The sequence below is a fragment of the Salmonella sp. 5800 genome (assembly GCF_046558195.1).
Lineage (GTDB): Bacteria > Pseudomonadota > Gammaproteobacteria > Enterobacterales > Enterobacteriaceae > Salmonella > Salmonella enterica.
Genome location: NZ_JBGDOX010000001.1, coordinates 922,661 through 943,898, shown reverse-complemented (window position 1 = coordinate 943,898; position 21,238 = coordinate 922,661). Strand labels below are relative to the sequence as shown.

The 21,238-nt window shown below is 53.3% G+C and carries 22 protein-coding genes; 12 read left to right on the top strand and 10 right to left on the bottom strand.

The genetic code is table 11. The features are described 5' to 3' along the window. Positions 1 to 214: 214 nt before the first annotated feature. The 3 genes from mglB (at position 215) to mglC (ending at position 3,893) form a co-directional block, all read left to right on the top strand. On the top strand, positions 215 to 1,213 hold the full coding sequence (gene mglB, locus ACLJZ5_RS04770; RefSeq protein WP_001528421.1) for a galactose/glucose ABC transporter substrate-binding protein MglB: 999 nt from the start codon (positions 215 to 217) through the stop codon (positions 1,211 to 1,213). Positions 1,214 to 1,346: 133 nt separating this feature from the next. After that, positions 1,347 to 2,867: a galactose/methyl galactoside ABC transporter ATP-binding protein MglA gene (gene mglA, locus ACLJZ5_RS04765; protein ID WP_024798154.1), complete on the top strand. Its 1,521-nt coding sequence runs from the start codon at positions 1,347 to 1,349 to the stop codon at positions 2,865 to 2,867. A gap of 15 nt (positions 2,868 to 2,882) precedes the next feature. Then, positions 2,883 to 3,893, top strand: coding sequence for a galactose/methyl galactoside ABC transporter permease MglC (gene mglC, locus ACLJZ5_RS04760; protein ID WP_001275101.1), 1,011 nt, complete (start codon positions 2,883 to 2,885; stop codon positions 3,891 to 3,893). A gap of 74 nt (positions 3,894 to 3,967) precedes the next feature. Here the strand turns inward: mglC and preA are convergent, their stop codons facing one another. The 8 genes from preA to ACLJZ5_RS04720 all read right to left on the bottom strand — a co-directional run bounded on the left by preA (position 3,968) and on the right by ACLJZ5_RS04720 (position 10,949). Continuing rightward, complete coding sequence (preA, locus tag ACLJZ5_RS04755; protein ID WP_000956095.1) at positions 3,968 to 5,203, bottom strand: NAD-dependent dihydropyrimidine dehydrogenase subunit PreA; 1,236 nt, start codon at positions 5,201 to 5,203, stop codon at positions 3,968 to 3,970. Next, complete coding sequence (locus ACLJZ5_RS04750; RefSeq protein WP_001136405.1) at positions 5,197 to 6,438, bottom strand: NAD(P)-dependent oxidoreductase; 1,242 nt, start codon at positions 6,436 to 6,438, stop codon at positions 5,197 to 5,199. Before ACLJZ5_RS04750 ends, preA begins: the two co-directional genes overlap by 7 nt. 204 nt (positions 6,439 to 6,642) lie before the next feature. Next, positions 6,643 to 6,888: a DUF2542 family protein gene (locus ACLJZ5_RS04745; protein ID WP_000605187.1), complete on the bottom strand. Its 246-nt coding sequence runs from the start codon at positions 6,886 to 6,888 to the stop codon at positions 6,643 to 6,645. Beyond that, positions 6,885 to 7,604 (bottom strand): outer membrane permeability protein SanA, encoded by a 720-nt coding sequence (gene sanA, locus ACLJZ5_RS04740; RefSeq protein ID WP_000920081.1) that lies wholly within the window; start codon positions 7,602 to 7,604, stop codon positions 6,885 to 6,887. The genes ACLJZ5_RS04745 and sanA overlap by 4 nt, the downstream gene beginning before the upstream one ends. A gap of 176 nt (positions 7,605 to 7,780) precedes the next feature. Further along, the gene (cdd, locus tag ACLJZ5_RS04735) at positions 7,781 to 8,665 is read right to left on the bottom strand and encodes a cytidine deaminase (RefSeq protein WP_000553526.1); all 885 of its coding nucleotides are present in this window, start codon (positions 8,663 to 8,665) and stop codon (positions 7,781 to 7,783) included. Between the two features lie 153 nt (positions 8,666 to 8,818). Further along, complete coding sequence (locus ACLJZ5_RS04730; RefSeq protein ID WP_000989296.1) at positions 8,819 to 9,514, bottom strand: CidB/LrgB family autolysis modulator; 696 nt, start codon at positions 9,512 to 9,514, stop codon at positions 8,819 to 8,821. Then, positions 9,511 to 9,909: a CidA/LrgA family protein gene (locus tag ACLJZ5_RS04725; protein WP_000045719.1), complete on the bottom strand. Its 399-nt coding sequence runs from the start codon at positions 9,907 to 9,909 to the stop codon at positions 9,511 to 9,513. The genes ACLJZ5_RS04730 and ACLJZ5_RS04725 overlap by 4 nt, the downstream gene beginning before the upstream one ends. Positions 9,910 to 10,040: 131 nt before the next feature. Then, positions 10,041 to 10,949 carry a LysR substrate-binding domain-containing protein gene (locus tag ACLJZ5_RS04720; RefSeq protein ID WP_000024658.1) on the bottom strand — a complete coding sequence of 303 codons (909 nt, stop codon included), beginning with the start codon at positions 10,947 to 10,949 and terminating at the stop codon, positions 10,041 to 10,043. A 125-nt stretch (positions 10,950 to 11,074) separates the two neighbouring features. On the opposite strand from ACLJZ5_RS04720, the gene ACLJZ5_RS04715 reads away from it, so the two are divergent. The 6 genes from ACLJZ5_RS04715 to dusC all read left to right on the top strand — a co-directional run bounded on the left by ACLJZ5_RS04715 (position 11,075) and on the right by dusC (position 17,107). After that, complete coding sequence (locus tag ACLJZ5_RS04715) at positions 11,075 to 12,433, top strand: MFS transporter (protein WP_000194222.1); 1,359 nt, start codon at positions 11,075 to 11,077, stop codon at positions 12,431 to 12,433. A gap of 11 nt (positions 12,434 to 12,444) precedes the next feature. Beyond that, positions 12,445 to 13,482 (top strand): gentisate 1,2-dioxygenase, encoded by a 1,038-nt coding sequence (gtdA, locus tag ACLJZ5_RS04710; protein ID WP_001289857.1) that lies wholly within the window; start codon positions 12,445 to 12,447, stop codon positions 13,480 to 13,482. 15 nt (positions 13,483 to 13,497) lie between these two features. Then, positions 13,498 to 14,199 (top strand): fumarylacetoacetate hydrolase family protein, encoded by a 702-nt coding sequence (locus ACLJZ5_RS04705; protein WP_000170621.1) that lies wholly within the window; start codon positions 13,498 to 13,500, stop codon positions 14,197 to 14,199. A gap of 8 nt (positions 14,200 to 14,207) precedes the next feature. After that, positions 14,208 to 14,852 carry a maleylacetoacetate isomerase gene (gene maiA, locus ACLJZ5_RS04700; RefSeq protein ID WP_000781183.1) on the top strand — a complete coding sequence of 215 codons (645 nt, stop codon included), beginning with the start codon at positions 14,208 to 14,210 and terminating at the stop codon, positions 14,850 to 14,852. A gap of 14 nt (positions 14,853 to 14,866) precedes the next feature. Further along, a complete protein-coding gene (locus ACLJZ5_RS04695) occupies positions 14,867 to 16,060 on the top strand; it encodes a 3-hydroxybenzoate 6-monooxygenase (protein WP_000150103.1) in 1,194 nt (397 codons plus the stop codon). Positions 16,061 to 16,168: 108 nt separating this feature from the next. Next, a complete protein-coding gene (gene dusC, locus ACLJZ5_RS04690) occupies positions 16,169 to 17,107 on the top strand; it encodes a tRNA dihydrouridine(16) synthase DusC (RefSeq protein WP_023232026.1) in 939 nt (312 codons plus the stop codon). A gap of 57 nt (positions 17,108 to 17,164) precedes the next feature. On the opposite strand, the gene yohP is transcribed toward dusC, so the two are convergent. After that, positions 17,165 to 17,248, bottom strand: coding sequence for a small membrane protein YohP (yohP, locus tag ACLJZ5_RS04685; protein WP_000698460.1), 84 nt, complete (start codon positions 17,246 to 17,248; stop codon positions 17,165 to 17,167). A 317-nt stretch (positions 17,249 to 17,565) separates the two neighbouring features. Between yohP and mdtQ the strand changes: the two genes are divergently transcribed. Together mdtQ and ACLJZ5_RS04675 are read left to right on the top strand one after the other, a co-directional pair. Continuing rightward, positions 17,566 to 19,002 carry a multidrug resistance outer membrane protein MdtQ gene (gene mdtQ, locus ACLJZ5_RS04680; protein ID WP_001081457.1) on the top strand — a complete coding sequence of 479 codons (1,437 nt, stop codon included), beginning with the start codon at positions 17,566 to 17,568 and terminating at the stop codon, positions 19,000 to 19,002. A 65-nt stretch (positions 19,003 to 19,067) separates the two neighbouring features. Beyond that, the gene (locus tag ACLJZ5_RS04675; protein WP_000169608.1) at positions 19,068 to 19,829 is read left to right on the top strand and encodes an SDR family oxidoreductase; all 762 of its coding nucleotides are present in this window, start codon (positions 19,068 to 19,070) and stop codon (positions 19,827 to 19,829) included. 48 nt (positions 19,830 to 19,877) lie between these two features. Here ACLJZ5_RS04675 and ACLJZ5_RS04670 read toward each other — a convergent pair whose 3' ends face one another. Beyond that, positions 19,878 to 20,447: a DedA family protein gene (locus tag ACLJZ5_RS04670; protein WP_001523476.1), complete on the bottom strand. Its 570-nt coding sequence runs from the start codon at positions 20,445 to 20,447 to the stop codon at positions 19,878 to 19,880. A gap of 158 nt (positions 20,448 to 20,605) precedes the next feature. Between ACLJZ5_RS04670 and ACLJZ5_RS04665 the strand changes: the two genes are divergently transcribed. Then, the gene (locus ACLJZ5_RS04665; RefSeq protein ID WP_001017057.1) at positions 20,606 to 21,193 is read left to right on the top strand and encodes a Yip1 family protein; all 588 of its coding nucleotides are present in this window, start codon (positions 20,606 to 20,608) and stop codon (positions 21,191 to 21,193) included. The last annotated feature ends 45 nt before the right edge of the window (positions 21,194 to 21,238 follow it).

The window sequence follows — 21,238 nt, the reverse complement described above, 5'->3', positions numbered from 1 at the left end:
GCGGCGGCCCGAAGGGCGAGCGTAGCGAGTCAAACCTCACGTACTACGTGTACGCTCCGGTTTTTGCGCGCTGTCCGTGTCCAAACTGGCTGCGCCAATAACGCCTGGTGGGATAGGCTCTAAATACGCTTCGGCGTTCAGTAACACGCGTTAACGTGCTGAACAGCCGGGCATTTTTTTACGCTATACCCTACATAATAAAACCGGAGCTACCATGAATAAGAAGGTACTGACCCTTTCTGCCGTGATGGCAAGTCTGTTATTCGGCGCGCACGCGCACGCGGCTGATACTCGTATTGGCGTGACGATTTATAAATATGACGATAACTTTATGTCCGTGGTGCGTAAGGCTATTGAAAAAGATGGCAAATCCGCGCCGGATGTTCAGCTACTGATGAATGACTCGCAAAACGATCAGTCCAAACAGAATGATCAAATTGACGTTTTATTGGCGAAAGGGGTTAAAGCTCTGGCGATTAACCTGGTCGACCCGGCAGCCGCCGGTACGGTGATTGAGAAAGCGCGCGGGCAAAATGTGCCGGTGGTGTTCTTTAACAAAGAGCCTTCCCGCAAAGCGCTGGACAGCTATGACAAGGCGTATTATGTCGGGACTGACTCTAAAGAATCCGGTGTGATTCAGGGCGACTTGATTGCCAAACACTGGCAGGCGAATCAGGGTTGGGATCTGAATAAAGACGGTAAAATTCAGTATGTTCTGCTGAAAGGCGAGCCGGGGCACCCGGATGCGGAAGCCCGTACGACGTATGTGGTGAAAGAGTTAAATGCTAAAGGTATTCAGACCGAGCAACTGGCGTTAGACACCGCCATGTGGGATACCGCGCAGGCAAAAGATAAGATGGATGCCTGGCTGTCTGGCCCGAACGCTAACAAGATTGAAGTGGTTATCGCGAATAACGATGCGATGGCGATGGGCGCGGTAGAGGCGCTGAAAGCGCATAATAAATCGTCGATTCCGGTCTTTGGCGTCGATGCGTTACCGGAAGCTTTGGCGCTGGTGAAATCGGGCGCGATGGCCGGTACGGTACTGAATGACGCCAGCAATCAGGCGAAAGCGACATTCGATCTGGCGAAAAACCTCGCCGAAGGCAAGGGCGCGGCTGACGGCACCAGCTGGAAGATTGAGAATAAAATCGTGCGCGTGCCTTATGTCGGCGTGGACAAAGACAATCTGAGCGAATTTACCCAAAAATAACTTTTCCGTCTGTGGGCGCAATTTTGTTGCGCCCTGAAACCGTGGAAGGGTGACGCGTCGCAGACCGGATAACGTATTTCTTTTGCCATCCGGCGCGGATAGTCATAATTAAAAAGGCCGACAGGGTATCATTATGGGCAGCACGATTTCTCCGTCGTCGGGTGAATATTTGTTGGAAATGCGTGGCATTAACAAATCATTTCCCGGCGTGAAAGCGCTTGATAATGTCAACTTAAACGTTCGTCCGCACTCTATTCATGCATTAATGGGCGAAAACGGCGCAGGCAAATCAACATTATTAAAATGTCTTTTCGGTATTTATCAGAAAGACTCCGGCAGCATTGTATTTCAGGGAAAAGAAGTGGACTTCCATTCGGCGAAAGAAGCGCTGGAGAATGGGATTTCGATGGTACACCAGGAGTTAAACCTGGTATTACAACGTTCGGTCATGGATAACATGTGGCTGGGGCGTTATCCCACCAAAGGTATGTTTGTCGACCAGGATAAAATGTACCAGGATACCAAAGCGATATTTGATGAGCTGGATATCGATATTGACCCGCGCGCGCGCGTAGGAACGTTATCCGTTTCGCAAATGCAGATGATCGAAATTGCGAAGGCGTTTTCCTATAATGCTAAGATCGTTATTATGGATGAACCGACCTCATCGTTAACTGAGAAAGAGGTTAATCATCTGTTCACCATTATTCGCAAGCTGAAAGAACGTGGCTGCGGAATTGTTTATATCTCGCATAAAATGGAAGAAATTTTTCAATTGTGCGATGAAATTACTATCTTGCGCGACGGTCAGTGGATTGCCACCCAGTCGCTGGAAGGGCTGGATATGGATAAGATCATTGCGATGATGGTCGGGCGTTCCCTGAACCAGCGCTTCCCGGATAAAGAAAATAAGCCGGGCGATGTGATTCTGGAGGTCCGTCACCTGACCTCGCTGCGCCAGCCTTCTATTCGCGATGTCTCCTTTGATTTGCACAAGGGCGAAATTCTGGGCATTGCCGGTCTGGTTGGGGCAAAGCGTACCGATATCGTCGAAACGCTGTTTGGCATTCGTGAGAAGTCGTCCGGGACAATCACTTTACATGGCAAGAAAATTAATAATCACACTGCGAACGAAGCGATTAACCACGGTTTTGCGCTGGTGACGGAAGAGCGTCGTTCCACCGGAATTTACGCCTATCTGGATATCGGATTTAACTCATTAATTTCGAATATCCGTAATTATAAAAATAAAGTGGGGTTACTGGATAATTCCCGGATGAAAAGCGACACCCAATGGGTCATTGATTCCATGCGGGTAAAAACGCCGGGGCATCGCACGCAAATTGGTTCGCTTTCCGGCGGCAATCAGCAAAAGGTGATCATTGGTCGCTGGCTATTAACGCAGCCGGAAATATTAATGCTGGACGAACCGACCCGCGGCATTGATGTCGGCGCAAAGTTTGAAATTTATCAGCTTATTGCGGAACTGGCGAAAAAAGGCAAGGGGATCATCATTATCTCTTCTGAAATGCCGGAGCTGTTAGGGATTACCGATCGTATCCTGGTGATGAGTAACGGTCTCGTTTCCGGCATTGTCGATACTAAAACAACAACGCAAAACGAAATTTTGCGTCTTGCTTCTTTGCACCTTTAAGATCAGGGGCTCCTTATGAGTGCGTTAAACAAGAAAAGCTTTTTGACCTGGCTGAAAGAGGGCGGAATTTACGTCGTTCTTTTAGTGCTGCTGGCGATTATTATTTTCCAGGACCCGACTTTTTTAAGTTTGCTGAATTTAAGTAATATTCTGACGCAATCTTCGGTACGTATTATTATCGCGCTGGGCGTGGCGGGACTCATCGTCACCCAGGGGACAGACCTGTCGGCGGGGCGTCAGGTAGGGCTGGCGGCGGTCGTGGCGGCAACATTACTGCAATCAATGGAAAACGCCAATAAAGTGTTTCCGGAAATGGCGACCATGCCGATTGCGCTGGTCATCCTGATTGTCTGCGCGATTGGCGCGGTGATTGGCCTGGTGAACGGCATCATCATTGCTTACCTGAATGTGACGCCGTTTATTACCACGCTTGGCACGATGATTATCGTTTATGGAATCAACTCCCTTTACTATGACTTTGTCGGCGCTTCGCCCATTTCCGGCTTTGACAGCGGCTTTTCCACCTTTGCACAGGGCTTTGTGGCGATGGGCAGTTTCCGGCTCTCATACATCACCTTTTACGCCCTGATTGCGGTAGCGTTTGTCTGGGTGCTGTGGAATAAAACCCGCTTTGGTAAAAACATTTTTGCTATTGGCGGCAACCCGGAAGCGGCAAAAGTTTCTGGCGTAAACGTGGCGCTGAACCTGCTGATGATTTATGCGCTCTCCGGCGTGTTTTATGCCTTCGGCGGCTTACTGGAAGCAGGGCGTATTGGTTCTGCCACCAACAACCTCGGCTTTATGTATGAACTGGATGCGATTGCCGCGTGCGTTGTCGGGGGCGTATCGTTTAGCGGCGGAGTGGGGACGGTCTTCGGCGTGGTGACCGGCGTCATTATCTTTACCGTCATCAACTATGGCCTGACCTATATCGGGGTAAACCCGTACTGGCAGTACATTATCAAAGGCGGCATTATCATTTTCGCCGTGGCGCTGGACTCGCTGAAATACGCGCGTAAGAAGTAGTTATCCAGACCTATTACTTTGCTTATCAGATAACCCGGCGCAGCGAAACTGCGCGCCGGGCTTCATACCGCGAGCTACAGCGTTAACGCGTGCTCTTTTTCGCCTTTTTTAAATTTGACCTCGCCTAAATCAATACAGGCGACCGGGCAGACATGACCGCACAGCAGACAACCGACGCATTTTTCCGTATTGCAATGCGGCGTGCGGCTGTGTTCATCCCACTCCATCGCCTGATGGCCGCCGTCATAGCAGGAGATATAGCAACGTCCGCAGCCGACGCATTTCTCCTGATTAATCCGCGGATAGACGATATAGCTGCGATCCAGGTCTTCCGCCGGAATAATATTGCCATTCGCCAGCCCGATCATCTCCTGTAATGAGGCAAATCCCTGATCGGCCAGATAGTGGCTGAGGCCGCTCGCCATATCTTCTACAATGCGATAACCGTATTGCATAATGCCTGTCGTCACCTGTAGGGTCGCCGCGCCCAGCAGCAGAAATTCGGCAGCGTCTTCCCAGGTTTCAATGCCGCCGATACCGCTAATCGGGAAATCGCGCAGTTCAGGGTGCATTCGCAACTGCTGGATAAAACGCAGCGCAATGGGTTTCACCGCTTTTCCTGAATAACCGGAGATACTGGATTTACCGTTAACCACCGGCATCCCGATTTTGCGGTTCAGGTCGATGTTAGTAATGGATTTCACGGTGTTGATGGTGGCGATACCGTCGGCTCCGCCGCGTTTGGCGGCCAGCGCGACTTCGCACATATCGCCAATATTCGGCGTCATTTTCGCCAGCATTGGCAAAGATGAACCGCGTTTTACGGCGCGGCAGTATTTTTCAACCAGCTCCGGGCTTTGCCCTACATCGCTTCCCATGGCGTGCGAGGTCATCTGCGGGCAAGAGAAGTTACACTCAATCATATCCGCGCCGGCTTCTTCAACCAGACGCGCCAGTTCCTGCCACTGCTGCTCATTTTCCCCCATGATGGAAGCAATCAGCACCTTATCCGGATAATCCTGTTTTAGCCGTCGAATGGCGGCCAGATTCTCTTCCAGCGGATGTTCAGCAATTTGCTCCATGTTTTTGAAACCAATAAAACCGGTATCTTCTTTCGTCAGGTGATCAAAACGTGGAGAGACTTCGTTGGCAATAAAAAAACCAATGGTTTTAAAAACGATCCCGCCCCAGCCGGTATCATAGGCTTTGGCGCACATCTCATAACAATTGCCTACCGGAGAAGAAGAAAGACAAAACGGATTGGGAAACTTAACGCCGCAAAAGGTAACAGACAAATCTTTTGTTAACATGAGCAGGCCTCCTCTAAATAATGATGAATAGCCTGAGCGGCTTCTTTTCCGGTTTTTACCGCATAAACGACGGTCTTATCGCCTTTAACAATATCGCCAGCGGCAAAGATCGCCGGGTCGTCGGTTTGATAATTATGCGTGTCGATAATATTATGCTGCGCTTTTATCTCCGCAAAGGTATCCAGTCGCGCGTGCTGCCCCACGGCCAAAATAATATTTTCCGCTTCCAGCGTCAGTTCTCCTGAGTGGCGTACATGGTGGAAGGTCACTTTATTTCCGCTGACGGCGACAGGCGTAAAACCATCAATAATCGATACGCCTAATGCCTGCGTGCTGGTAAATTCTTTTTCGCTGGCGGGGAATTCGGCTAATTCTTCCCGCGCCACGCAGGTGACGGAAGGGCAGCCGAGAATTTTTAACGTACTGGCGACATCCATCGCTACGTCGCCGCCGCCAATAATTAATGCGCTACGCGGAACGCTAATATCGCCGTCGGCCTGACGGGCGCGCTGTAAAAAATCAACGGCAATCTCTACGTGACTGGCTTGCTCAAATAACGGTAAATCAGATCCACAGGACATCCCGACGGTCATCAGCACGGCGCGATATTCGGCTTTGAGTTGCGCAAGCGATAGCGACCCGCCCACCTCACAATTACATTTAATATTGACGCCCATTTCTACAATGCGGGCAATTTCCTGATCGAGTACGCTTTGCGGCAGACGAAATGCCGGGATGCCGTGACGCAGCCATCCGCCGGGCTGCGGCTGTTTTTCGTAAATGGTGACGTCATAGCCTAAATGCGTGAGCGTCACGCTTGCCTGCAAACCTGCCGGACCCGCGCCAATAATCGCGACTTTCCCGCGTGTTTTACTCCCGGGCTGATAAATCTGCATGGCAGTCTGCTGTTCAAAATCGGTAATAAAACGTTGCAGGCGTGCAATATCAATAGGTTTATCTATTCCGGAACGTGTACATCCGCGCTGGCATAATTTTTCCGTCGGACAGACTCTGGCGCAGACGGCGCCAAGCGCGTTATTTTCCCGGATAGTTTCCGCTGCGCCTTTAAAATTGCGAAAGTAAATAGAACGAATAAATTTCCCCGGATCGGTTTGCGCCGGGCAAGCCTGACTACAGGGCGCATCGTGACATAATAAACAACGGGAAGCCTCTTTTATTGCCAGTAATGGCGTAAAACCAGGCGTGAGTTCATCCAGATAATTTTGTTGCGGCATATAATCTTCCTTAATGCTTGAATAAATTAAGGCGAAACGCAAATAACGCGTTTTAATAATCCAAAATCTACCGCCAGCCTAAGCATTGAAAGAAGGGTATTCTGTGAAAGAATTCACAAAAAAATGAAACCAGAATGCAAAACAGCATTTGTTCCTTATATCATAATAATAACTATTCTCAATTTTAAAGGGATAATAAATAGATTAACGATAAAAAAGAAGATAAATAATCATTCCCGTAAATAAAAAACCGCAACCGGTATAAAGAAAAAGATAAGACCAATATTGTACGGGATCGGCATGGCGATAGACATAAACCGGTTTTCGCGCATTTTTGACAACTTTATCTACCGCGCCGGTTCGCCAGCCTTTCCAGGCCTCACGGAAGCAAAAAAGCGGGAGTAGCAGAAAGGCTAATATGACAAATATCGTCTGTACATCCATGATCATTTCCCTTTTTTCTTTTCCAGTTCAAGCAATTGTTCCGGCGTAACGGCCGGATATCCCTGGGCGTCATTCGGCACCTGATGCTGCGTGGGAATAGGTACCAGCGGGCCTAAAAAACGCGGTTCGCGTTTAAAAATATAGAGATCCGCCAGCGCGCTAAAGCGGGCGCCAAATTCGCGCAGGCGCACTGTCAGCATATTTTTGGGCGAAGGTACCGCGTAACACTGCGCCTGAATGCCCATATGCAACGCAATAAACAAGGCGCGTTCGCAGTGGAAGCGCTGAGTGATGATAATAAAGTCGTTGGTATCAAACACTTTGCGGGTACGCACAATGGAGTCAAGCGTACGGAAGCCAGCGTAATCAAGCACAATGTCCGCAGGATCGACGCCCGCCGCGATAAGGTCTTTGCGCATGGTCATCGGTTCGTTATAGCTTTGCAGGGCATTGTCGCCGCTGAGCAGCAGGTAATTGACTTTACCGCTATTGTAAGCGTTTAACGCGCCCTGGATACGGTAACGATAGTACTGATTAATGACACCCTTGCGATAGTATTTGGCTGTCCCTAACACGACGCCAACCTGGCGGTAGGGGAGATCCTGTAGCTCGTCATAGATATAGGGCGCTGTTTTCCAGCTCATCCACCGATCGAGGCCAAGCACCGTCAACAGCAGCAAGCCTACCAGGACCAACAGGCTGTAAAACACGCGCTTTAACATGCAGGAAACTCGATACCAGGATGAAAGTACGATCAGGCTACTGTACCCGAAGACGTAGCGCAAGAAACCGCCGTCTGATTGCGGAGATTTTCAGCATGATTTCCCTTGTATCGGGTCGCGGGAGAGGAGAGTCAGGCCGGATAAGACGCCAGTGCGTCGCTATCCGGCACATTTGCTTAGCCGAGAAGCACGCGGTCAATATTATGGCAACCTAACGCTTTCAGCGTTGCGGCGGTGGCATCCCATTGAATTAATGCCGCATCGCCTTTTTCCGCCAGAATCGCACGCTGAATATCCGCATAGTCATAGCCATTGAGACTCAGCAGGTTTAGCGCGCCTTGCAGCGGGGGAAGCGTAGGGTTAAAGGCGGCGTTTTCCGCATAGCTGCCGGTGAAAATACGGCCATCTTTACATTCCAGCGCCACGCCGCTCGGTGAGTGGCTATAAGGCATATGGCTCTTATTGGCTGCCGTAATCGCCGCTTGCGTTAGCGTATCGCCCGTTAACGTAAAGCCATGATCCTGCTCGTCCATCAGCAGCGTTTTGATCTCCAGATCTTTTGGCCCGAAAGCGTCAGGCAGATAATCGCGTAACGTATGCGGCGCGCGGCCCGGCAGATGAATGCGCAGATCCAGACCGCTGTTCAGCTCGTTCATAAACTGGCGACAGTGGCCGCAAGGCGTGTAGTTAACGGTGACGGCGGCGAGCCCTTTTTCGCCGCGTAGCCAGGCGTGGCTAATCGCGCTTTGTTCAGCATGCACAGTTTGTTGCATGGTGGCGCCCAGGAACTCCATATTCGCGCCGAAATACCAGTTGCCGCTAACGCCGCGCGCAATCGCGCCGACGTTAAAATGGGACAAATCGGTACGGGCGCAGGCCGCCGCCAGAGGTAACAGTGCGAAAGCCAGCGCGTCTTCGTCCAGTCCCGCCGTATTTTTAAGCGTCGAGACCTGCTCTGCGGTCAGCATGGCGGGAAAATGGTGGTCCGCCAGGATAGGGGCCAGCGCTGATTGCAAATTATCCGCAAGCTGGGCAAAAGCAGTTTGAAAACGTGGATGCATGGCGTTGCCTCATAACAATGTAATGGAACCGTAGTTTACGGGCCTGCTATGTCTTAATATGTGATCTAAATCTCATTGCTTATGCAACTTGTGAAACTTAAATGAAAAATGCGCGACGTATCGCAAATTTTAACCCGGTCTTTTGTCCCGTCGTTAGCGCATTACCGCCAGAATGAGCGGAAACAAAAAGGGCGCTACCAGCGAGGTAATAATGCCGCAGATCACCAGCGCCAGGGAGCTAAACGCGCCTTCCTGGTAATCCAGCTCGGCGCAGCGCGCAGTACCGAGCGCATGTGAGGCGGTCCCCATTGCCAGCCCGCGTGCGGCTTTAGTACGGATGTGCATCGCGTTTAACAGCGTGTGGCCAAACACCGCGCCCAGAATACCGACAAAAATTACGCATACCGCGCTGATCGCAGGGATGCCGCCGATGCTGCCGCCCACCGCCATCGCGATAGGCGTAGTCACGGATTTAGGCAGTACCGATGCCGCGATTTCAGGCGTTGCGCCCATCAGCAAGGCAACGGATGTCCCGGTAATCATCGCTACCAGACTGCCGACAAAACAGATGCTAATAATGGATTTCCAACGCGCGCGAATCTGGTGCAACTGTTCATAAAGGGGATAGGCCAGCGCCACCACCGCCGGTTGCAGCAGATCGTTAAGTACTTCGCTGCCTTTGAAGTAGTGCTCGTAGGGAATACCGGTCAGCAACAGAAAAGGAATAATGACTACCATTGCCACCAGCAGCGGATTCAGCAACGGCATTTTAAAATGCGCCGCCAGTCTGCGGGCGGCGAAAAATACCGCCAGCGTCAGCGGTAACGACCACCAGATATATGTCATCATTTTTTCGTTCCCTTCTGCCCAACCACTTTACGTTCACCGTGTATCAGATGTGAACTCCAGCTTACGACCACAAAAACGACCAGCGTACTGATAGCGCAAGAGACCACCACCGGGCCGAATTGCGCGCGCAGTAAATCAAAATATTGCATGACCCCAACGCCAATCGGCACAAACAGCAACGCCATATAACGAATCAGCACATAACAGCCGGGGTTAACCCACTTTGCCGGCAGAATTTGCAGCGCCAGCAACACAAACAGAATTAACATCCCGATAATGCTGCCGGGAATAGTGATAGGAAGCAGTGATGCAAGAAAAATGCCTGCGTACAAACAGGCATAAATCAATACAAAAGCGCGTATATATTGCCAGATAATATTCAGTGACTTACTCATGTTTAAAGCCCTTGATGAGATGGATTCATCATACAATTAAACGTTAAAACGTGCTACCGATCACATCATGAATTCTTAGCATAGTGGGTATAGACAGCAGGAACATCGGGCAATGCCCCTGGTCGGCGGCGTTAAACCTGGGCTAAAAAATACAAAAAGCGACTCAGGGCCAAAGACGGCGTCTCATTCTTACGCCAGAACATCCCTACGCTGCCTTTTTGCTCAATTTTTGGCAAGTTTAAAATCGCCAGTTGCCCCTGGCTGGCATAGCGTTGCGCCAGCCGTAAAGAAAGAATAGAGATCATATCGCTGCTTTGCAGCAAATTGGTGCTGACGTTCATTGACGCCGATTCAATGGTGTTTTCCGGGAGCATGACGCCATTATCGACGAGGGCGTTATCAATACTGATGCGAATAGGGGTGCCGGTTGGCCAGACTATCCACCGCCAGTGCGCCAGATCGCTCCAGGCAATCTGCGCTCGCGCGGCCAGCGGATGGTGCGGACGCGCCACAAAGCAGACCGGCTCGGTATAAAGTACCTGATAATTAAGCGGCAGTTGCAGGGCGCGGCCGCCGACACGCCCTACCACCACATCCACCTGACCGGCAAGCAAATCGTGCAGCAGCGGCGTCATTACCTTCTCTTCAATATTCAGATGCAGCGTCGGCATTTCGTTAAGCAGGCTCAGAATCGCCTGTGATACGCAGTCAGTCGCCACGGGCGAACAGCCGATCTTCAGGCTGCCAACCAGGCCGCCCTGCTTGAAACGGGCGATTTCATACTGTGAACGCTCCAGATCGTTAATTAGGCGCTGGGCGTGCTGGAGCAGTAATTTACCGCCTTCCGAGGGCCGTAGCCCTTTACTGTGGCGCTCAAAAAGCGTGATGCCTATCTCATCTTCGAGTTGAGATAACCACTTCGATAGCGCCGGCTGGGAGATATTCATCATCCGGGCGACGTGCGTCAGGTTGCCCTGTTCGCCCAGCGCAACCAGCGTTTGCAGGTGATGTAATTTCAATTTCTGCGCCCAGTTCGCCATTCGCTATAACCTCCAGGTTATGTCTCTGCCTGAAAAGCCATTGTACATTTTATCGCTCACTCTACAAACTCGTAACATAGCAAACATAAAAACAACATCTATCTCCCTGCACTGAGGCATTAGCTATGACTCAACGACGTGATCTACAAGCCCTTATTGATGCCGCGCCCGTCGGCAAAATGCAGTGGCGCGTTATCATCTGCTGTTTTCTGGTGGTTATGCTCGATGGTTTCGACACCGCCGCGATTGGCTTCATCGCCCCGGATATTCGTACCCACTGGCAGCTAAGCGCCAGCGAACTTGCGCCGCTGTTTGGCGCAGGGCTGCTGGGGCTTACGGCCGGCGCGCTGCTATGCGGGCCGCTGGCGGATCGCTTTGGCCGCAAGCGGGTCATTGAGCTTTGCGTGGCGCTATTCGGCGCATTGAGCCTGCTTTCCGCTTTCTCGCCGGATATAGAAACCCTGGTGTTGCTGCGCTTCTTAACCGGTCTGGGACTGGGTGGAGCGATGCCGAATACCATCACCATGACGTCGGAATACCTTCCCGCTCGTCGACGCGGAGCGCTGGTCACGCTGATGTTCTGCGGTTTTACCCTGGGGTCGGCGATGGGTGGGATTGTGAGCGCGCAACTGGTGCCGCTGATTGGCTGGCACGGAATTCTGGCGCTAGGCGGCATCTTGCCTTTGATGCTGTTTTTCGGCCTGCTGTTCGCGCTGCCGGAATCTCCCCGCTGGCAGGTACGTCGCCAACTACCGCAAGCCGTTGTCGCCCGGACGGTCAGCGCCATTACCGGCGAGCGCTATCACGATACGCAATTCTTTCTGCATGAGACGGCAGCCGTCGCCAAAGGCAGTATTCGCCAGCTTTTTGCCGGGCGACAGCTTGTCATTACCCTGATGTTATGGGTGGTGTTCTTTATGAGCCTGCTCATTATCTATCTGCTTTCCAGCTGGATGCCGACGTTACTTAACCATCGCGGTATTGATCTGCAACAGGCGTCGTGGGTGACTGCCGCATTCCAGGTTGGCGGCACGCTTGGCGCGCTGTTACTCGGCGTGTTGATGGATCGGCTTAACCCGTTCCGGGTACTGGCGGTGAGCTATGCGCTGGGCGCGGTTTGCATTGTCATGATAGGCCTGAGCGAAAACGGCCTTTGGCTGATGGCGCTGGCGATTTTTGGTACTGGCATCGGTATTAGCGGTTCCCAGGTAGGGCTTAATGCTCTGACGGCGACGCTGTACCCCACCCAAAGCCGGGCGACGGGCGTGAGCTGGTCGAACGCCATTGGACGCTGCGGGGCGATTGTCGGTTCGCTCTCCGGCGGCATGATGATGGCCCTCAATTTCTCTTTCGATACGTTGTTTTTTGTCATTGCTATTCCGGCGGCTATCAGCGCGGTAATGCTTACCCTGCTGACGGTGGTTGTCCGCCTTTCGATTTCTGTACCTGACGACCTGCCGCGTGCCAGCGTCGTAAACGAATAAGGAGAATCTCCATGTCTGAAATAAATCAGAACGTAAAAGATAGCCGTCAGCAGTATTACCAGCATATTTCCGGGCAGAATCTGACGCCGCTGTGGGAATCGTTACATCACCTGGTACCGCAGACGCCAAACGCCAACTGCGCGCCGGCCTACTGGAATTATCAGGAAATTCGTCCGCTACTGATGGAAAGCGGCAATGTCATTGGCGCGAAAGAGGCGATCCGCCGGGTGCTGGTGCTGGAAAATCCGGCATTGCGCGGTCAGTCGTCGATCACGGCGACCTTATATGCTGGTTTACAGCTGATCCTGCCCGGCGAAGTCGCGCCGAGTCATCGCCATAACCAGTCGGCGCTGCGTTTTATCGTCGAAGGTAAAGGCGCATTTACCGCGGTGGACGGCGAGCGCACGCCAATGCATACCGGCGATTTTATCCTGACGCCGCAGTGGCGCTGGCACGATCATGGTAATCCGGGATCAGAGCCGGTGGTATGGCTGGATGGTCTGGATCTGCCGTTAGTCAATCTCCTGGGCTGTGGTTTTGCGGAAGACTATCCCGAAGATCAGCAGCCGGTGACGCGAAAAGAGGGCGATTATCTGCCGCGCTATGCAGCGAATATGCTGCCGCTGCGCCACCAGCGCGGGAACTCGTCGCCGATTTTCAACTACCGTTACGACCGCAGCCGCGAGGCGCTGCACGATCTGACCCGTATGGGCGATCCGGATGAGTGGGAAGGTTACAAGCTGCGTTACGTTAATCCCGTCACCGGCGGTTATCCGATGCCGTCAATGGGCGCGTTCCTGCAATTGCTGCCAAAAGGCTTTGCCTCGCGTGTGGCGCGGAGCACCGACAGCACTATCTACCACGTCGTTGAAGGGGCTGGGCAGGTCACTATCGGCAACGAAACTTTTCATTTTTCCGCAAAAGACATTTTTGTGGCGCCGACCTGGCATGAGGTGTCGTTTCGCAGCAGCGAAGACACGGTGTTATTCAGCTTTTCGGACAAGCCGGTTCAGGAAGCCCTGGGGCTGTTCCGCGAAGCACGTTATTAATTAGGGAGAGAGAACATGACCAAATATGTATTCCAGCCGCAGGCCCCGGTGACAGTACCCGTGGCGGGCAGTGATGAGCAGTTTCCGGTACGTCGCGTTTACTGCGTGGGTCGCAACTATGCCGCCCATGCCCGTGAAATGGGCTTTGATCCCGATCGCGAACCGCCGTTCTTCTTTTGTAAACCAGCGGACGCTGTCGTCCCGGTAGCGGCGGGGGATACCCTGGAACTGCCGTATCCGGCGCAGACCGATAACTACCATTATGAAATTGAGCTGGTGGTGGCGATTGGTAAAAAGGGGAGCGATATTCCGCTGGAAAAAGCCCATGAATATGTCTGGGGATACGCCACCGGTCTGGACATGACGCGTCGCGATCGTCAGATGGAAATGCGTCAGATGGGACGCCCGTGGGAAATTGGCAAAGCGTTCGATCTCTCCGCGCCCATTGCGCCATTACACAAAGCCGCTGAAACGCATAATGTGGATAACGCCCCTATTTGGCTACAGGTTAACGGCGAAGACCATCAGCGCAGCGATATTCGTCATCTGATTTGGTCGGTGAATGAAACCATCAGCTATTTGTCCGGCTTCTTTGAATTGCAGCCAGGCGATTTGATTTTCACCGGTACGCCAGAGGGGGTGGGCGCCGTGGTGAAAGGGGATGTCATCACCGGGAACGTAGAAGGTCTGACGCCGATTGCTGTGAAAATTGTCTGAGGTGAACGATGAAGCTGTACAGTTTCTTTAATAGTTCGGCGTCTTATCGTGTACGTATTGCGCTGGCGTTAAAGGGGATTGATTACCAGACGGTGGGCGTCAATATTCGTATCGGCCAGCAGAATGCGCTGGCCTACCGACGGATGAATCCGGTAGGCCTGGTGCCGACGCTGGTCACTGATGACGGCGAATCGTTGGGGCAATCGCTGGCCATCGTCGACTGGCTGGACCGACATTTTCCGCAAACGCCGCTGCTGCCGACGAGCGACCCGGCGCGCAGCCAGGCGCTGGAAATTGTCTACGCTATCGCCTGCGATATACACCCAATCAATAACATGCGCGTGTTGCGCTACCTGACCGATGAGCTGAAGGTTAGCGAAGAGGATAAAAAACGCTGGTACGCCCACTGGATACAGCAAGGGTTAAGCGCGGTAGAGCAGCTATTGCGTAAAAGTCAGTCCGGACGATTCTGCGTGGGCGACGCGCCAGGACTTGCGGACTGCTGCCTGATTCCTCAGTGGGCGAATGCGCTCAGGATGGGCTGCGATTTATCAGGCTATCCGCGCTGTAAAGCCGTTTATGACGCCTGCGTACAGCTACCGGCGTTTATTGCCGCCGCGCCGGAAAATCAACAAGATAAAATCCCGGCCTGAAAAGGAGAATGACCATGACTCACGTGACAAGCGCAATTATTGTAGGTGGCGGAATCGGCGGCGCGGCGACCGCGCTGTCGCTGGCGCGCCAGGGAATAAAAGTCATGCTGTTGGAAAAAGCGCACGAAATTGGCGAGATTGGCGCGGGTATTCAGCTTGGGCCGAACGCTTTTTCGGCGCTGGATAGTCTCGGTGTGGGCGATGTTGCCCGCCAGCGTGCGGTGTTTACCGATCACATTACCATGATGGATGCCGTGAATGCCGAAGAAGTGGTATGCATTGAAACCGGGCAGGCGTTCCGCGACCATTTTGGCGGGCCGTATGCGGTAATTCACCGGGTAGATATTCATGCAACGGTATGGGAAGCGGTGCTGACGCACCCTGGCGTGGAGTATCGTACCTCGACCCATATTGTCGATATCCGCCAGACACCGGATGACGTTACGGTGTTTGATGAGCAGGGAAATAGCTGGACGGCGGATATTCTCGTGGGCTGCGACGGCGTTAAATCGGTCGTGCGGCAAAGTTTACTCGGCGATGCGCCGCGCGTAACGGGGCATGTAGTTTATCGGGCGGTGATTGATTGCGACGATATGCCGGACGATTTACGTATTAACGCACCGGTGCTGTGGGCAGGCCCGCATTGTCACCTGGTCCATTATCCGCTCCGTGGAGGTCAACAGTACAATCTGGTGGTGACATTCCACAGCCGCCAGCAAGAAGAGTGGGGCGTGAAAGACGGCAGTAAAGAAGAGGTGCTCTCTTATTTTGCCGGCATTCATCCCCGCCCGCGCCAGATGCTGGATAAGCCGACCTCCTGGCGCCGCTGGTCGACCGCCGATCGCGAGCCGGTCGCAAAATGGGGAACCGAGCGTATCACTCTGGTGGGCGACGCCGCGCATCCGGTGGCGCAATATATGGCCCAGGGCGCCTGTATGGCGCTGGAAGACGCCGTCACGCTAGGCAAAGCGCTGGAACGCTGCGACGGCGACGCGCAGCAGGCATTTGCGCTGTATGAGTCGGTGCGTATTCCCCGCACGGCGCGTATCGTCTGGTCTACCCGCGAGATGGGGCGTCTCTATCACGCCGCCGGGGTGGAGCGTCAGGTGCGTAATCTGTTGTGGAAAGGGAAATCGCAGGAGGCGTTTTATCGCGGTATCGAATGGCTGTACGGCTGGAAAGAAGATAACTGTCTTGAGCCGCGTTGAGCGCCTTACGTGACGTAGCGTGGCGTTTGCGCCGCCACCCGGCAAAAAGTTTTGCTCATCGCAGAGAGGCGTTATGATAGCGCCTCTTTTTTTGCTGTGGATACCGATATGCGTGTTTTACTGGCGCCGATGGAAGGCGTGCTCGACGCGTTAGTGCGCGAGCTGCTGACCGAAGTGAATGATTACGATCTCTGCATCACCGAATTTGTGCGCGTGGTGGATCAGCTGCTGCCGGTAAAAGTGTTTCATCGCATCTGCCCGGAGTTGCATCACGCCAGCCGCACGCCGTCCGGCACGCCGGTGCGTATTCAGCTTCTGGGCCAGCATCCGCAGTGGCTGGCGGAAAACGCCGCGCGGGCGACGGCGTTGGGATCATATGGCGTGGACCTGAACTGCGGCTGTCCGTCAAAAGTGGTGAACGGCAGCGGCGGCGGCGCGACATTGCTCAAAGATCCCGAACTCATCTATCAGGGCGCGAAAGCGATGCGGGCCGCGGTACCGTCGCATCTGCCGGTGACGGTAAAAGTGCGTCTCGGCTGGGATAGCGGCGATAGAAAATTTGAAATCGCCGATGCGGTGCAGCAGGCCGGCGCCAGTGAACTGGTGGTGCATGGCCGTACCAAAGCGCAGGGCTACCGCGCCGAGCATATCGACTGGCAGGCGATCGGCGAAATACGCCAGCGTCTGACTATTCCGGTTATCGCTAATGGCGAAATCTGGGACTGGCAGAGCGCGCAGGCATGTATGGCGACCAGCGGCTGCGATGCGGTGATGATTGGCCGTGGGGCGTTAAATATTCCTAACCTGAGCCGGGTGGTGAAGTATAACGAGCCGCGTATGCCGTGGCCGGAGGTGGTGATGTTATTACAAAAATATACCCGACTGGAAAAGCAGGGCGATACCGGTTTATATCATGTCGCGCGTATTAAACAGTGGTTGGGATATTTACGTAAGGAATATATTGAGGCGACGGAACTCTTTCAGTCGATTCGGGCGTTAAACCGTTCGTCCGAGATTGCGCGGGCGATTCAGGCTATTAAAATCTAATCTCTACAGCGTCCAGAACGTGTGCCGGGCAGATACTATCGCTGCCCGGCGCAGGAATCAGAAAATCATCTTAAACACGCCCGTTACCACCAACAGCCCAATCAGAAAAATAATTAAGATTGCCCATAGAAGAATTTTCATTGTTTGTCCCTTTATTGGTAAATACAAACAAAGTATAGGAAAGTATTAAGCCATCTGCTGCTTTGTTGGGCGCGGCGACGTTTAACTCATGAAGGCTGCTGGCGCGTATTGCAGCAAAATCGTTCATTTATGAACGGGTTAGTGGGACTTTTCATTGAAGTATTACATCAAAAAATGTATCAGATGAAATTATTTGCTAATCATATAAATTTCAAAATATGTCTTTTGTTGTCTGATGATGTATTGCCACGCGTAACTAAAAAATAGATCGCCGTAAGACGTACTCTCTGCGCACCTTTTTTTATCAGAACACCTCCATGAATCGTAATTCTTTCCTTGCCGCGACAGCGAGCTTACCGCTTTTTATTTTGCTGGCGGGTTGCGCCCCCATGCACGATACCCGCCAGTCGCTGACCCAGCAGACGCCCTCTTCTCATGTTGATTCCAGCCTGCCGGCGGCATTGAAAAACGGTTGGCCGGATAGCCAGTGGTGGAAGGCGTATCACGATGCGCAGCTTGACGCGCTGATTGATAATGCCATACAGCATTCGCCGGATATGCAGGTGGCTGAACAGCGTATTCAACTGGCGGAAGCGCAGGCGAAAGCGGTTGAGGCGCAGGACGGCCCGCAGCTCGACTTTTCTGCCGACATTGAGCGCCAGCGAATGTCCGCGGAAGGGCTGATGGGGCCATTCGCGATTACCGACCCCGCGGCGGGAACGACCGGGCCGTGGTATACCAATGGTACATTCGGCCTGACGGCGGGCTGGGATCTGGATTTATGGGGGAAAAACCGCGCTGAAGTTACCGCGCGGATCGGGGCGGTCAAAGCGCGCGAAGCGGAGCAGGAGCAGACCCGACAACTGCTGGCAAGCGGCGTGGCGCGACTCTACTGGGAGTGGCAGACGCAGGCGGCGCTGAAAAATGTGCTGATGCAAATCGAGCATGAGCAGCAAAACGTGGTGACGGTAAACCGGGAGCTGTATCAACACGGCATTACTTCTTCTGTTGAAGGGGTCGAGACCGATATCGACGCCAGCAAAACCCAGCAGCAGTTGAATGACGTTAACGGTAAAATGAAGGTTATTGAAGCGCGGCTCAGCGCGTTAACCAATACGCAATCGGCGGCGCTCAAGCTGCGTCAGGTAAGTCTCCCCGCCGTTGAAAGCCAGTTACCGTCGCAACTGGGGTATTCGTTGCTGGCGCGCCGGGCGGATCTACAGGCCGCGCACTGGTACATTGAATCCTCGTTGAGCAGCATTGACGCCGCGAAGGCCGCGTTTTATCCCGATATCAATCTGATGGCTTTTTTACAACAGGATGCGTTACATCTGAGCGATCTGTTCCGCCATTCCGCACAGCAATATGGCATTACCGGCGGGCTGACGCTGCCGATTTTCGACAGCGGCAGGCTGAATGCCAACCTCGATATCGCCAAAGCGCAAAGCAACCTTTCTATCGCCAACTACAACAAAGCGGTGGTAGATGCGGTTAATGATGTGGCGCGCGCCGCCAGTCAGGTAGAGACGCTGGCGCAGAAAAATCAGCATCAGCAGCAGATTGAGCATGACGCGCAGCGTGTGGTCGGTCTGGCGCAAGCGCGCTTTAATGCCGGCATTATTGCGGGTTCCCGCGTGAGCGAGGCCAAAATCCCGGCACTGCGCGAGCAGTGTAACGGCTTGCTGTTGCAGGGCCAGTGGCTGGATGCCTCTATTCAGCTTACCAGCGCGCTGGGCGGCGGTTATCATTCCTGATTTTTCCGGATGATTCAGACAGGGTTCCTATACTTAGGCTGTGTATGAATCATCCGGAGAGGAATATGACCAAAGTCGCAATTGTAACGGCATCAGATTCGGGAATTGGCAAAGCGTGTGCGTTGTTATTAGCACAAAACGGTTTTGATATTGGTATCACCTGGCATTCCGATGAACGCGGCGCGCAGGAAACGGCGAAAAAAGCGGCGCAATTTGGTGTGCGGGCTGAGACCATTCATCTTGACCTGAGCCAGTTGCCCGAGGGCGCACAGGCCATTGAACATCTTATTCAGCGCCTGGGGCGCGTTGACGTGCTGGTCAATAATGCCGGGGCGATGACCAAATCCGCGTTTATTGATATGCCGTTTACGCAGTGGCGGCAAATTTTTACCGTGGACGTCGATGGCGCGTTTCTCTGCGCGCAGATCGCCGCCCGGCATATGATTAAACAAGGAGAGGGAGGGCGCATTATCAACATCACCTCCGTCCATGAGCATACGCCGCTTCCGCAAGCCAGCGCCTATACCGCGGCGAAACATGCGCTGGGCGGATTGACTAAATCCATGGCGCTGGAACTGATTGAACATCATATTTTGGTCAACGCCGTCGCGCCAGGCGCTATCGCCACGCCGATGAATGATATGGATGACAGCGACATTGAGCCGGGATCGGAACCCTCGATCCCTATTGCCCGACCGGGTTCTACGCATGAAATAGCCAGCCTCGTCGCCTGGCTGTGTTCGGAAGGAGCAAGCTATACCACCGGTCAGTCGCTGATTGTCGACGGCGGATTTATGCTGGCGAATCCGCAATTCAACGCAAAATAAACGCCGGGTGCCGGATGGCGGCGTTATGCCATCCGGATACCATCGGGTTTAACGGGCCTCCGCTTTGCCGCGTCTTTTCAGCCACCAGCGCACGCCCACCACCAGGACGATGGCCAGAATCAGCCAGACCCCGTGCCTGAGATGCTGATCGAGGTCGTGCAGCCATGGCGCGATCACCTCGCCGCCAAGATATCCCAGCGTGGTAAATAGCAGCGCCCAGATCAGCGCGCCTACAATATTCAGCGGCAGAAAAATTTTAGGCGGCAGGCGGCTGGCGCCAATCAGCAGCGGGCCAACCACCCGGAAGCCATACATAAAACGCGTGCCGATCACAAACAGATACGGATGGCGTTGGATCATTTTCTGCGCGCGACGAATCTTCGTATGATAACGCGGGAAACGACGCAGGATCTTCCCGCCATAGCATCGTCCTAACAGGTAAAGTAGCTGATCGCCCATCATCCCTCCCAGCGCGACGGCCGCCGCCACCAGCGGAAACTTGAGTAATCCCTGATGCGCCGCGACGCCCCCCAACAGGGTAACGGTTTCACCTTCGGCCATACTGCCGATAACCAGCGCCGCATAGCCATAATGCGTAATAAGCGTGTTGATATCCATGCGTAAACCACCTCCGGCATTAAGCATACACCCTGGCAAGAGGCGTGCGCGGCAAAGCCGACGTTTTGCCGGAGACTATTTTGCTATTGCTCATAAAATAACCAGAAACTGAATTATACTTGAACATACTGGCATCTGAGGCAGCAGAAGGGGGCAGTATGAACCATGTATGGGGGCTTTTTTCCCATCCCGATCGGGAAATGCAGGTGATCAAAAGCGAAAACGAAACCGTTTCGCATCACTATACGCACCATGTTTTGCTGATGGCGGCGATTCCTGTCGTCTGCGCCTTTATCGGCACGACGCAAATCGGCTGGAATTTTGGCGACGGCAACGTGTTACAACTCTCGCTGTTTACCGCTTTTGCGCTGGCGGTCTTGTTCTACGGCGTGATGCTGGCGGGTGTCGCAGTGATGGGACGCGTCATCTGGTGGATGGCGCGAAACTATCCGCAACGGCCATCGCTTGCGCGCTGTATGGTTTTTGCCGGCTATGTCGCGACGCCGCTGTTTTTAAGTGGTCTGGTGGCGCTCTATCCCCTGGTATGGCTATGCGCACTGGTCGGCGCTGTCGCGCTCTTTTACACCGGCTATTTGCTGTATTTGGGTATTCCGACTTTCCTTAACATTAATAGAGAGGAAGGATTAAGCTTCTCCAGTTCGACGCTCGCTATCGGCGTGCTGGTCCTGGAGGTGCTACTGGCGATCACCGTGATCCTGTGGGGATACGGCTACCGCCTGTTCTGATGCGAAAAAGGGCTGGCGCAAAAGCCAGCAATGCAGCATTTGCTG